The 12,555-nt window shown below is 58.0% G+C and carries 10 protein-coding genes; 1 reads left to right on the top strand and 9 read right to left on the bottom strand.

Going from position 1 to position 12,555, the window contains the following annotated elements:
- Positions 1 to 17 precede the first annotated feature (17 nt).
- The 8 genes from folP to ACR0CZ_RS09000 all read right to left on the bottom strand — a co-directional run bounded on the left by folP (position 18) and on the right by ACR0CZ_RS09000 (position 10,873).
- Entirely contained in the window at positions 18 to 1,016 is a 999-nt protein-coding gene (gene folP / locus ACR0CZ_RS09035; RefSeq protein WP_480536964.1) for a dihydropteroate synthase, read from the bottom strand.
- Positions 1,013 to 1,933, bottom strand: coding sequence for a dihydroneopterin aldolase (locus tag ACR0CZ_RS09030; protein WP_170393501.1), 921 nt, complete (start codon positions 1,931 to 1,933; stop codon positions 1,013 to 1,015). The genes folP and ACR0CZ_RS09030 overlap by 4 nt, the downstream gene beginning before the upstream one ends.
- Positions 1,934 to 2,038: 105 nt before the next feature.
- A complete protein-coding gene (locus ACR0CZ_RS09025; protein WP_170393503.1) occupies positions 2,039 to 3,412 on the bottom strand; it encodes a multicopper oxidase family protein in 1,374 nt (457 codons plus the stop codon).
- 73 nt (positions 3,413 to 3,485) lie between these two features.
- Positions 3,486 to 4,124, bottom strand: a complete 639-nt coding sequence (locus ACR0CZ_RS09020) for a cell wall hydrolase (protein ID WP_170393504.1) — start codon at positions 4,122 to 4,124, stop codon at positions 3,486 to 3,488.
- Positions 4,125 to 4,310: 186 nt separating this feature from the next.
- Complete coding sequence (locus ACR0CZ_RS09015) at positions 4,311 to 6,872, bottom strand: pyruvate, phosphate dikinase (protein ID WP_170393505.1); 2,562 nt, start codon at positions 6,870 to 6,872, stop codon at positions 4,311 to 4,313.
- Between the two features lie 36 nt (positions 6,873 to 6,908).
- Positions 6,909 to 9,128: a glycine--tRNA ligase subunit beta gene (glyS, locus tag ACR0CZ_RS09010; RefSeq protein ID WP_170465485.1), complete on the bottom strand. Its 2,220-nt coding sequence runs from the start codon at positions 9,126 to 9,128 to the stop codon at positions 6,909 to 6,911.
- Positions 9,129 to 9,137: 9 nt separating this feature from the next.
- On the bottom strand, positions 9,138 to 10,346 hold the full coding sequence (gene gltS / locus ACR0CZ_RS09005; protein ID WP_170465527.1) for a sodium/glutamate symporter: 1,209 nt from the start codon (positions 10,344 to 10,346) through the stop codon (positions 9,138 to 9,140).
- A 5-nt stretch (positions 10,347 to 10,351) separates the two neighbouring features.
- Positions 10,352 to 10,873 carry a DUF6446 family protein gene (locus ACR0CZ_RS09000; protein WP_170465487.1) on the bottom strand — a complete coding sequence of 174 codons (522 nt, stop codon included), beginning with the start codon at positions 10,871 to 10,873 and terminating at the stop codon, positions 10,352 to 10,354.
- Positions 10,874 to 10,951: 78 nt separating this feature from the next.
- Between ACR0CZ_RS09000 and ACR0CZ_RS08995 the strand changes: the two genes are divergently transcribed.
- The gene (locus tag ACR0CZ_RS08995) at positions 10,952 to 11,584 is read left to right on the top strand and encodes a MarC family protein (protein ID WP_170404988.1); all 633 of its coding nucleotides are present in this window, start codon (positions 10,952 to 10,954) and stop codon (positions 11,582 to 11,584) included.
- Between the two features lie 8 nt (positions 11,585 to 11,592).
- On the opposite strand, the gene ACR0CZ_RS08990 is transcribed toward ACR0CZ_RS08995, so the two are convergent.
- A complete protein-coding gene (locus ACR0CZ_RS08990) occupies positions 11,593 to 12,522 on the bottom strand; it encodes a glycine--tRNA ligase subunit alpha (protein ID WP_170465489.1) in 930 nt (309 codons plus the stop codon).
- Positions 12,523 to 12,555 lie beyond the last annotated feature (33 nt).

The following is a 12,555-nucleotide window of genomic DNA, read 5'->3' as shown; positions in this document are numbered from 1 at the left end:
AATTCCTTTTGCCCGGATTACCGGACGGCGGCCCATAGACGCAAGGCCTGAGCCGTCTCGGCCACGTCATGTACCCGTACAATCTGCACGCCCTGTGATATTCCCGCCAGAGCTACCGCGATTGACCCCGGCGCGCGGGCATCCTTGCGCGGCTCTTTGCCGATCTGACCAATAAATCCCTTGCGCGAAACGCCCAAAAGGATTGGACAGCCCAGCCCGTGAAACAGGCTGAGATTGCGCAGAAGGGTCAGGTTGTGGTCCAGATTCTTGCCAAACCCGATGCCCGGATCGATGACAATCAAATCGCGGCTGAGCCCCAGTCCTTCAAGATGGGCGATTTGCCCCTCAAGGAAATCGTAAACATCCAGCAGAACATTGTCATAGTGCGGGTCATCCTGCATCGTGGTCGGATCACCCTGCATATGCATCACACAAACCGGAGCCTCAATCTGCGCGCAAAATGGTGCAAGTTTAGGATCGAAGGTAAATCCTGACACATCGTTGATCAGTCCCGCACCCGCCTGATGCGCTGCCATGGCAACACCGGCCTTGCGAGTATCGATCGAGATCAACACATCCGTCTCGCCCCGAATTGCCTCAATCAAAGGGCGTGTGCGGGCAATCTCTTCGTCTTCAGGCACAAAATCAGCGCCCGGGCGCGTGGATTCGCCGCCAATGTCCAGAATACTTGCACCATGCGCTACCATGTCGGCGGCAGCGGTCCGAGCGGCCTCGACCGAGTTATGCAGCCCCCCATCCGAGAAGCTATCCGGCGTGGCATTCAGAATGCCCATGATCTGCGTTCGTGCCATATCAAGTCCGGCAATCGCTGGACGCGCGCAGGTCAGACGATCCAGCTGTTCCTTTGGGATTTCAACGGCATCGACGATCTGGGTGCTTTGCCCGCGCTCAATCCGCTCGGCCTGTGAGAACCACAGCACCTGCCCTGCCAGTGGCACCGCCCCGTCGACGCGCGTGCTCCCATGCTGGACCAATGGGCGGTAATAGACGGTCACAGTTGCGCCTGCTCCACCGGAACTGCGCGCAATGGCGTTTTGGGGGCTTCGGGCAGGTCTCCGCCAATAACCAGCATCTCGCTGGCTTCAAAGGTTGCTGCGAACCAAGCAGCCAGCGCCACCGCGTCAGACGGCGCGGCTGAGGGGCCATCGACCGCATCCAGAACAATTTTGGAGGGTGCCCAAACACAAATCTGGCCGTTTTTCATCGCCCAATCCAACTCGGTCCGCGTTGAAACGACCACGCAACGGTGATCGCGCGCAGCCAGAACCCAGGCGTTCTGTTCAATTGCCAACAAATCTATCCGGCGTTGGGTCATTGCGTGACCCGTCTGCGGCACATCCAGATCAGACGCCCCAACACACAGGATCAGCGGGCGCTGGCGATTCTCAAGTTGGTCGATCCAGCCGGTGAGATTACCTGATGAAATCGCTGCATTCGACAGAAAGACCAACCGTGGATGTGGCCGCTCTTCTTCGGTCACATCATGATGTACCGCATCCTTGCCGCGCACGATCTCGACGCCAAGCGCGCCGGGCCCACGATCCAGTTTTTCAATGCGAACAAAGGCTCTTACAGCCTGAGGTTCAAGCAGAATGCGCTCCGCCACGCGATCTGCCAGTGTCTCGAGCAAATTTAGTCGCTCAGCAGCCAGCTCGAACGCAATCGCTTCGGTTACACGGTCGTAAGACAGAATACGATCCACGTCATCATCGATGGGGTCTGTCAGCGGACGCACCTCGACCACGATGTTAAAGCAGATCCGTTGCGTGGTACCGCGTTCGGCCTGAAACGCCCCGATCTCGACCTCAACGATGTGATCGCGCAGCGAAATGCGGTCCAGCGCACCGCGCGCTGCGGTAGCCTCGGACCGTTCGGACGGGTGCGCAAAGGCAAGACGGATTTCAGAGCTCATGCGGCGGACCTTTTCGGGCTCGGTGGACTGATGATCAGCCCACTTTAGGCGTTTCGCGGGCGTATAGCATCGCAGCAAACGCCTTTCCAGCTACGGAATGCGGCGTTACGTGACCCGGAACCAGCTCATCATACCCGATGCCGCATGGCCTAGCATGTGACAATGCAACAGCCAGTTGCCCGGATTGTCAGCTACCAACGCTACCTGCCGCACCTGCCCTCGCTCGACTAGAACAGTGTCGCGCCACGGCCCTAGTGTACCGTCCTGCAGGATAATGCGAAAATGGTGTCCATGCAGATGCATCGCATGTGGAAACGCCGTGTCATTTGCGAATTCAATCCGATGAACTGATCCCAATCGCGCATCCAGAAACGGATCATCTGGCCGCTCTGCATATCCGTTCAAAGCCCAGAATCGTCCAAGCTGAGCCAACTCGCGCCCCGACAGCTCGGAATCGCCCAATTTGGCGCTCTCCAGCCAGCGCATTGCCCCCCCCTGCATCGTCATACGATGCAGAGGTGTATTCTGCAGTTTAATTTCGGGCATTCGGTTTGCTGGCAACGGTCTAACTTTTGCATCAGCAATACGCGATGCTACTCCGAACACATCAAATTTGACGAGTCCGTAAGCGCCATCCCGTTCTACACTCACAATACTTGCCGTCTGGCCGGATTCCGCTGAAACATCAACGATCAAGTCAACCCGCTGCGCAGGCGCCAAAGGAAAACTGCTCTCAATTCGCAATGGAACCTCAAGCGGCATACCGTCAAGCGCAACAATCCAGCCAGCAAGCCCGTCGAGCGCTACGTCGAATACCCGGGCATTCGCGGCATTGATCACCCGCAATCGCAATCGTTCAGACGCCTGCACTGGATAAGTAGGGTCAAACTCTCCGTTCACCGTTACAATGTTGCCCAGCCGACCCGCATGGCTCAGATCATGAGCATTATCGAAATCGCTGGATATCTTTGCGCTCTCGGTGTCAAGGCGCCAATCGTCCAGCATTAAGGTCAGGTCCTGATCAACATCGGGTCCGCTGGCTTCTTCGACGATCAAAGGGCCATAAAGCCCACGCGCGACCTGCTCCATCGATTGGTTGTGCGCATGATACCAATAAGTTCCCGCATCCGGCACCACGAAATCATATTCAAAGTTGGAATCTGGCTGCACAACTTCCTGCGTCAGGCCGGGCACTCCATCCATCGCATTGTCGATCCGGATGCCATGCCAGTGAACGGTCGTTGGTTGCGGCAGCATGTTTACAAGCTTGCGGCGTACCCGAGCCCCCTGCGGAACACGGATTTCCGCGCCCGGAACACCGCCGCCATAACTCCAGACCGGAGTTTCCGGATATCCCTGGGGCGCGATCTGCTGGAGGGAAGTCTGTGCCACCAGTTCGGTGGCAGATGCCATCGCCACGCGTGGTATCATCGACAAGGCCAGGGTCGATTGCAGAAACTGTCGGCGTGTTATGGTCATTGCGAGCCTCCTGGCTCGCAACATAGTTGGTAAAACGCCTGTTGCCAGCACCCTTCCAGCGCTGGTGCGTCAATCAGTTGCTGGCCGTGCGATAATTGTGCTTGTAGAAGATATGCACGCCAATACGCGCCGTTTCTTTATAGACGCGGGACCAGGACGGGCGCACTGCCTTGGTGTGATAGTGCGTGGCACCTGCGGTCATCTCTTCAGCTACACCATCGATTGCGGCACGGGCGACTTTCGAAACGCGATCATAAGCGCGTTTTTCGTTGATAATCTCTTTCTGCCCGTCACAGGTGTAGGTGAACTGGCACTGATATTTCTTGCCCGTTCCTTGCTTGATCACACCGCACAGTGAATCCGGAAAGCGACCGCTTTCAACCCGGTTCAGGATAACCTCGGCCACTGCAAACTGACCGCGTACGCTTTCACCGCGGGCCTCGAAATACAGCGCTTCGGCAAGACAACGGAAATTTTCATCTCCGGTCGCCTTTGGCTGCTGGTCCAGCCAGGCTTTGGTGTAGGAGATTTCGACTTTTTCCGGCGCCTTACGCGGCTTAAACAGTTTCAGGTAATCGCGGAAGCTTTGTGCTGGCAACTCGTTACGTGTGACCAACTCAACAGATTTTGTATCGCCTTGCCTATCGGCAAAGGACAAACTCGGTAGCAAGGCTGCGGCCCCCACGGCAACAGCCACTATGTAGCGTCTCATCAGATAACCTCGCACAGGCACAAACGCGCCATACCCTCCCCCGGCGGGCGCGACGAGGCTAATACCCCAGACGAAGCGAGACGTCCAGTTCTGAAAAAAATGCAAGAGAAAAACCGCTCACGCCGCCAATTATTATCGACAGCGGAACGTTTCTTACGCCACTATTTCTAGGTAGGAGACAGTTAGTCAACCCCCAAGTTTGGACGAAATCGCCAGTTGAGCGGCAGACAGCCGAGCGACAGGAACCCGGAAAGGGGAACAGGACACATAGTCGAATCCAAGTGACCGGCAGATTGCGATTGATTCGGGGTTACCACCATGTTCGCCACAGACAGAAAGCGTAACGTCTGGTTGGGCTTGACGCCCGCGCTCGGCCCCCAGCTTCAGCAATTCACCTACCCCATCTGCATCCAGAACGTGAAATGGATCTTCGCCAAACACGCCTTGGCGGACATATGCCGACATGAACCGCCCCGCGTCATCGCGCGACAATCCGTAGGTCATCTGGGTCAGGTCGTTTGTTCCAAAGCTCAGGAAAGCGGAATGTGGCGCAATCTCATTCGCGCGCAGACAGGCCCGAGGCGTTTCCACCATCACTCCCAATCGATAGTCGAACTCCTGCCCCTGCTCCGAGGCAACCTCGGCCGCAACAGTATCGATGCGTGTTTTGACCAGTTCAACCTCGCGCTTGGCCGAGACCAGCGGGATCATGACCTCGGGCACGACAGGGGCACCTTCTTTACTGGCCTCAACCGTCGCCTCGAAGATCGCGCGCGCCTGCATGTCGTAGATTTCCGGCACGGTGACACCCAGACGAACCCCGCGCAATCCCAGCATCGGATTGTACTCGCTCATCGCCTCGACCCGACGTTCGACATCCGAGATCGGCAAATCCAGCGCCTCAGCCAGCTCGCGCTGACCAGTGCGCGTAGTGGGCAGAAACTCGTGCAAGGGCGGATCGAACAGGCGGATGCAGACCGGCTGCCCCTCCATAATCCGGAACAACTGCACAAAATCCTGCCGTTGCATCGGCAGCAACCGTTCCAGCACAGCGGCACGTCCAGACGGGGTCTGCGCAAAGATCATTTCGCGCATAACGGTCAGGCGGCCAGGATCGAAGAACATGTGTTCCGTTCGGCACAACCCGATCCCTTCTGCTTTGAAGTTTCGCGCAGTTTGCGCGTCAGCGGGTGTATCGGCGTTGGCGCGGATGGCGATGTCCCGCTCGGCATCGGCCCAGCTCATCAGTGTCTGAAAGCAATCATCCAGCGCCGCTTCAAGCATCTCGGGTTGTCCGGCCAGAACCTGACCAGAAGTCCCATCGATGGTCAGAATATCGCCTGTCTTGAACACTCGCCCATCTGGTGCGCTTAGCAGCTTTTTCTTGGTCTGGAATCGCATCTCGGACGCGCCGACGATACACGGCAGACCCAGACCTCGGCCAATCACCGCCGCATGGCTGGTGATCCCGCCCTTTTCGGTCAAAACAGCTACTGCGGCATGCATTCCGCGCACATCTTCGGGCGAGGTTTCACGGCGCACAAGAATACAGGGCTCCCCCCGCGCGGCGCTGGCCTGCGCTTCGGCAGCCGTAAAGACAATTCGACCGGTCGCTGCACCGGGGCTGGCCGCGATGGCTGTGGTCAGCACATCACGCTCGGCCTCAGGATGGACCTGCCGGTGCAGAAGTTCATTCAGCGAATGCGGGTCGATCCGCATCACGGCCTCTTGCGGCGGAATGATCCCGTCTTCGGCCAAGCGCACCGCGATCCGCATCCCGGCCCGCGACCCGCGCGGAACCCGCACGCCGTCCAGAATATGCACCTTGCCGTTCTGCACCACGAATTCGACCTGCATCTCTTCGCGCAGCTTCTCGCGCATTAACGCTGCGTGGGCCTTGAGATCGGCAAAAGCCTCGGGCGCCACATCCTCCAGCGATTGGCCACGCTCGTCCTTTTCCAGATATAACGCAGCGACACCTTCGCCCAGAGCATCGCGCCCCTGGCTTTGGCTCAGATAGCGGCCCGTGATTTGGGGCATACCTGTCGCGGGGTCAATCAGTTGCAACACGCCTGAACCGCATTCCCCCTGTCCGACGCCCGGGATCATCTCTTGAATCACCAGCCCCAAACCGGCATCCGCAGGTGCGCCCTTGGCCTGCCGCAGCAGCCGGGCCGACGTGCCATCCCAGGCACGCGCCATCGAGCGCAGAACACCAATCAGTTGCTCTCCTCGATCTTGCGGGAAGGCCTCGTCGGTTTCATCTTCATACGCCCGCAGGGACAAGCTCAGCCCTTCGCGCCCATCCGCATCGATGGTATCGAACACATCCGGGTCCAGACGCGCAATATGGAGCGCATAGCTCTGCACAAACCGCAGATATAGCGCCGCCGCCGCATCCGCCCCCATTTCCGCAGACCGATCCAGATATCGGGCATCGTTCATGCCGATATTCAGCACCGCCCCCGGTCCACCCCAGTCAGGATCTTCCGAACTGGGCCGTACACACAGCAATGACTCGGCGTCGAACTGTTCCAGAATGGCCGCGATGTCCGGAATGTCGCCCTGGGCAATTCGCTGCACCGCGTCAAAAGAAAGGGCCACGGTCCGCGGCACCGGCATGTCCAGCCGGACCAGTCGTTGCAGGCACTTTGCCCGGCCACCATGGGTATTGGCGGCAACGGGTGCTTTTGGAGTGATAAGCGTGGTATGCGGATTATTCTGCACTGCGGCACCTTTTGGTTTCACCGCAGCATAAGCCCCTGCGCCCTTGGCGCAAGGGCGTTATCCCTCGATACGCGTCAGATCAGCAACGCTAGAGCAGACCTTACGGATCTGGCTCAGCAGGTTCAGACGGTTGCGGCGCAGAATGTCATTATCGGTATTGACCTGCACGTCCTCAAAGAACGCATCCACCGGCCCGCGCAGTTCGGCCATTGCCGCCATCGCTGTCGGGAAATCCTCGGCCTTCAGCGCGGGATCGATCTTGGCCTCTGCCGCGTCAAGCGCTGCAAACAGTGCCTTTTCGCTGTCAGTTTCAGCAAACTTCACATCCGCGCCGTAAGAGTATTCGACTCCATCCTTCTCTTCCGCCTGAGACAGGATGTTGTTCGCACGCTTGAACCCATGCACGAGGTTCTCTCCATCCTCGGTCGCAATCACCGCATTCAGAGCGCGGGCGCGTTTGACCAGCAGGTTGAGGTCGTCATTCCCCTCCATCGCGATACAAGCGTCGATGACATCATGGCGGATGCCTTCGTCTCGGAGGAAGACTTTGAGGCGGTCGTGGAAGAAAGAAAGAAGATCGTCAGACGCGTCAGGAACCTTTTTCTCAAGCTCAAGAAATGCTGCTGCGGCCGATCCTTCAAGCTTTACTTTGACAGTCTGGAATGAAGCACCAAAGACACCATGTTTTGCGATTTCTTCCAGGAGATCGCGGACATTCGCTTCGGGCAAAGCCTCATTGATAGCGCGTTCTGATCGAACCAGTTGACTATCGAAAAAACGGTCCAACCGAAGACGCAGATCATTATTCACGATTAGTCGAATTACCCCTAACGCCGCACGACGCAAAGCAAACGGATCTTTCGAACCCGTGGGTTTCTCATCTATCGCCCAGAACCCGGTCAGCGTGTCCAGCTTGTCGGCTAGCGCCACTGTCACAGACAACGGTGCGGTCGGAACATCATCCGACGGCCCCAACGGCGAGTAATGCTCCTGAGCCACAGCAGCCACGGCAGCGTCTTCGCCCGCCGCATCGATGTAATATCGCCCCATAAGCCCTTGAAGTTCAGGGAATTCATAGATCATTTCGGAGTTCAGATCAGCCTTGGCCAAACGCGCGGCTTTCTCGGCCTGATCCGCATCCGCCCCGACCACCGGGGCCAGTTCTCGGGCCAGCGCGGCAATGCGGTCGATGCGTTCCGCCTGCGTGCCCAGCTTGTTTTGGAAGGTCACATTCTCCAACGCGCGGGTCCATTGGGCGATGTCCGACTTGGCAACGCGCAGGTCGTTCTCCCAGAAGAATTTCGCATCGGCCAGACGGGCCGACAAAACCTTCTGGTTCCCCGCCAGAATGGTTGCGCCGTTATCGGCGGTCTCGCGATTGGCGACGGTAATGAAGCGCTCGATCCGCCCCGTCTTGGGGTTCTTCACAGAAAAGAACTTCTGATGCTCTTTCATCGAGGTCTGCAGTACCTCGGGCGGCAGCTCAAGAAACTCCTCGTCGATCTGCCCCATCAGCACAACGGGCCATTCAACCAGACCGGCAACCTCGGCCAGAAGACCCTTGTCGTCGACCACTTCCAGACCGGCGGCGAAGGCCATGTTCTGGGCATCGTTCCAGATATGTTCGGCGCGCTCTTCGGGCGACAGCACCACGAATGCGCGTTTCAGCTTGACGGCATAATCCTCGAACGAGGTCACCGTAAACCGGTTCGGGGCCATGAAACGATGGCCCTCAGTCGTATCACCGGACGTGATCCCTTCGATCGCAAGCGGCACGACCTGCGCACCTGCTTCATCGGTCAGGATGCACAGGATCGAGTGCAAGGGCCGTACCCACCGCATCGATCCAGCCCCCCAGCGCATGGATTTGGGCCAGGGGAAGTTTCGAATGGTAGCTTCTAAGACCTCGGCGATGATTTCAGCTGCTGGACGACCCGCCTTTTCAATGGTGGCGAAATACACTGCGCCTTTGGGCGTGTCGCGTTCTTCCAACTGGTCTCGGGTCAGTCCCGCGCCGCGTAGAAAGCCTTCGATGGCTTTGTCAGGCGCGCCGACCTTTGGGCCTTTGCGTTCTTCGCGGATTGTCGGGCTTTCCGCCAGCAGGCCTTCAACCGCCAGCGTCAGGCGACGCGGCGTCGTCAGTGCAGCGGCAGAGCCATAGGTCAGACCGCCTTCGACCAGACCATCGGTGATCCGCTTTTTCAGGTCTTCACCGGCGCGGGTCTGCATGCGCGCGGGGATTTCCTCGGAAAACAGTTCGATCAGCAGGTCGGGCATTTTCGGTCCTTAGAAATTGACAATCGTCTGAATGACGATGGCATTGGCGATGTCCACAAAGAATGCGGATACAAGGGGCAGTACGATAAAGGCAATAGGCGACGGGCCATATCGCTTGGTTACGGCGGTCATATTTGCGATAGCTGTGGGGGTAGCACCCAGAGCGAACCCCCCGAACCCGGCGGCCAGAACGGCGGCGCGGTAATTCGATCCCATCAACGGAAACAGAACCCAGATCACGAACACCACGGCAAACAGGGTCTGGGCGGTCATGATCACCGCAATCGCAAGGCCCAGTTCGGCGATGGTCCACAGTTGAAGGCTCATCAGCGACATCGCCAGAAATGCACCAAGCGCGAATTCCGAGATCAGCGCCAGCGAGGGCGTGCGTGAGACCGGCTTGGCATTCGGCGCGAACATGGCGCGGAGATTGGCAATCACGATCCCCATGATAAGGCAGGGCACAAACAACGGCAGTTTCAGCCCTGCGGCGCTGATTGCTTCGCTCAGGATCGCGCCTGAAATGATCGCGAGGTTGAGATACAGCAGCACCCGCATGATTGTCAGATGATCAATCTCGGATTTCTGGTCGACCTCATTGGGCAAACCCACCGTATGCTCTTCCCCGGGGCGTTCGGGGCTGAGATTGCGCCCCTCGATCAGCAGCCGCGCAATCGGCCCCCCGACCAGAGCGGCCAGCACGAGACCCAATGTGGCCACGGCCACCCCCAACTCGGTTGCGCCACTCAAACCGGTGGCGCCCGCAACTTCGGGGGCCCAGGCGATCGCGGTTCCGTGCCCCCCGATCAGCGCAGCAGACCCGAACAGCACCCCGGCTTGCGCCGGATAACCGAACATCGCGGCCCCCGCAGCGCCGATCACGTTTTGCGCAATGATGGTCAGAAGCGTCAAAATCAGAAGCAAAAGCAGAGGCTTGCCGCCCGCGATCAAATCGGACAGACGGGCATTTAGACCAATTCCGGCAAAGAACAGAACCAATAGGAAATCTCGCGCGGTCAAGCCAAAGGATAGCTCAATGCCGAAACCAAGATACAGCGCCAATACCACGAGCGAGGCCAGAAGGCCCCCAGTTACCGGCTCGGGGATGTTGAAGCTGCGCAATTGTGTGACACGGGCGTTGATCTCTGCCCCCAGCAGATAGACCGCAAAGCCCAGCGTTGCTGTCAGGAACTCCGGTATCTCAACGACCATCCCCATCTGCATCAGCCCTCGGGCCTGGGTGGGCACTCCTCGCCCACAACCGTGCCGTCATAGGCTTTTTCACCGCAATTGTTCAGCGCATGCCAGACGTAGCCTTTGCCATCCTGTGTAATGGCAACGATCCGGTCGACACCGTAATGGATGTTCTTGGTGCCCAAGAAAGCCTGTGCTTGACCCGATTTCAATACGTCGGCCAGCGCAACTGCGTCGTAGCAGTCAAACCACCCTGGCGCGGTCAATGGCTCGGGGTTCTCGACAGGGGTAAAATCCACCATCTGATCCGGCCTTAACTCGGTTTCGAAACAGGCCCGATACCGGATCGGAGAACTGTCGGCGTCAATGGCCTTAAACCCAGTATAGGCGATGGCTTCGGGCGCTTCCGCCCCTTGCGCCAGCAGGACCACATCCTGGCCCGGGCGCGGTTCTACCTCATAATAGAACCCATAAACCTGCAGGTAATACATCCCAGCACCGGCCAGAACGCCAGAAATCAAAAGGATTAGCGCAACCAATTTTCCAGTCATCGTTTACGCCACCTCTTTCAAGTTCATAGAAAATAAGACAGGTTCCCAAGCAGTACGGTCAGAAACGAGGCTACTCGCATGGAAACCACTCTTGCCGTCGGATTCTTTGGCGCGCTTTTTGCAATCATGAATCCGATTACCAACTTGCCTGTGTTCCTGAGTGTTACGCAAGACCTGCCCATTTCGGATCAACGCAAAGTGGCTGTGAAGACTGCGCTTTATTGCACGATCCTCGGTGGCGCCTTCGCTGCGATCGGCAGTCAAGCGCTTGGGCTCTTTGGCATCAGCGTCGATGACCTGCGCGTCGCCGGTGGCCTTGTTGTACTGATGATCGGCCTGAACATGCTGAACGGGAACGAGAGCAGCTCGCATCATGGAACCGACGGAGAAAAGAAATCCTATCCCGCGCCCGAGACCGTTGCGTTCTATCCCTTGGCTTTTCCCATTCTGGTCGGCCCCGGAACAATCACAACACTGATCCTTTATGCGCACCACATCAAAACCCCGGTCGAAGCCGTTGTCTATGCAGGTGTATTTCTGTTCGTGGTGGCCTTGCTTTTGATTACGTTCTGGAACGCATCGGCGTTGGCTAAGCGGCTGTCGGACAATGCCCGAGTGATAATGAGCCGCTTCATGGGCATGATCCTTGCGGCTATCGCAATCAGCATGATCGCAGACGGCCTGAAGGCGTTGTTGCCCGGACTGGCCTAGGCGCTGCATCAAGCTTCGAACCCGGCAGCCTCGGTCTGCACGAACGCATCGGCGCATTGCTTGGCCAATGCGCGAACGCGGCCGATATAGGCCTGTCTTTCGGTAACCGAAATCACCCCGCGGGCGTCCAGCAAGTTGAAGATGTGGCTGGCCTTGATGCACTGATCATATGCGGGATGCGCCATGATGATGCGCTTGCCCGTCTTCGGGTCGTCATGTTCCTGCGCCAGAATGGTCGCGCATTCGGTTTCAGCCTCTTCGAAATGACGCAGCAGGACCTCGGTATTGGCAATATCGAAGTTCCAGCGGGCGTATTCCTCTTCGGTCTGCTTGAAGATGTCGCCATAGGTCAGCGGGCTGGGTGATTGCGGATCGTTGAACGGCATATCCATCACATGATCAATGCCCAGCACATACATGGCCAGACGTTCCAGACCATAGGTCAGCTCACCCGAAACCGGCGCACAGTCATGGCCGCCGACCTGCTGGAAATAGGTGAACTGGCTGACTTCCATGCCGTCACACCAGACCTCCCATCCCAGACCCCACGCACCCAGAGTGGGGCTTTCCCAGTCATCCTCGACAAAGCGGATGTCGTGCAGATCCATTTCGATGCCGATGGCCTCAAGGCTGCCCAGATACAGCTCTTGCAGATCCGGCGGGCTGGGTTTGATCAGCACCTGGTATTGATAGTAATGCTGCAACCGGTTCGGGTTTTCGCCATAACGTCCGTCTGTCGGGCGACGCGAGGGCTGAACGTAGGCCGCTGACCAAGCCTTGGCCCCCAAAGCGCGCAACGTGGTTGCTGGATGGAACGTACCTGCGCCGACCTCCATGTCATAGGGCTGTAGGATCGCACAACCTTTCGACGCCCAATAGGACTGAAGCCTTAGGATAATCTCTTGAAATGAACGCGGTGCGCTTTTGGGTTCGGTCATGACATTTCCCTTGGACGCGCGGGGCGCCCGGTT

This window comes from Ruegeria sp. H9 (assembly GCF_056532915.1).
The sequence above is the reverse complement of the archived record's forward strand: the minus strand, read 5'-3'. Positions and strand labels throughout refer to the sequence as shown.

Bases quoted from the DNA above. Each gene is read 5' to 3' on its own strand.
- ACR0CZ_RS09030 (WP_170393501.1), bottom strand. From the start codon at position 1,933: ATGAGCTCTGAAATCCGTCTTGCCTTTGCGCACCCGTCCGAACGGTCC.
- ACR0CZ_RS09025 (WP_170393503.1), bottom strand. From the start codon at position 3,412: ATGACCATAACACGCCGACAGTTTCTGCAATCGACCCTGGCCTTGTCG.
- ACR0CZ_RS09020 (WP_170393504.1), bottom strand. From the start codon at position 4,124: ATGAGACGCTACATAGTGGCTGTTGCCGTGGGGGCCGCAGCCTTGCTA.
- glyS (WP_170465485.1), bottom strand. From the start codon at position 9,128: ATGCCCGACCTGCTGATCGAACTGTTTTCCGAGGAAATCCCCGCGCGC.
- gltS (WP_170465527.1), bottom strand. From the start codon at position 10,346: ATGGGGATGGTCGTTGAGATACCGGAGTTCCTGACAGCAACGCTGGGC.
- ACR0CZ_RS09000 (WP_170465487.1), bottom strand. From the start codon at position 10,873: ATGACTGGAAAATTGGTTGCGCTAATCCTTTTGATTTCTGGCGTTCTG.
- ACR0CZ_RS08995 (WP_170404988.1), top strand. From the start codon at position 10,952: ATGGAAACCACTCTTGCCGTCGGATTCTTTGGCGCGCTTTTTGCAATC.
- ACR0CZ_RS08990 (WP_170465489.1), bottom strand. From the start codon at position 12,522: ATGACCGAACCCAAAAGCGCACCGCGTTCATTTCAAGAGATTATCCTA.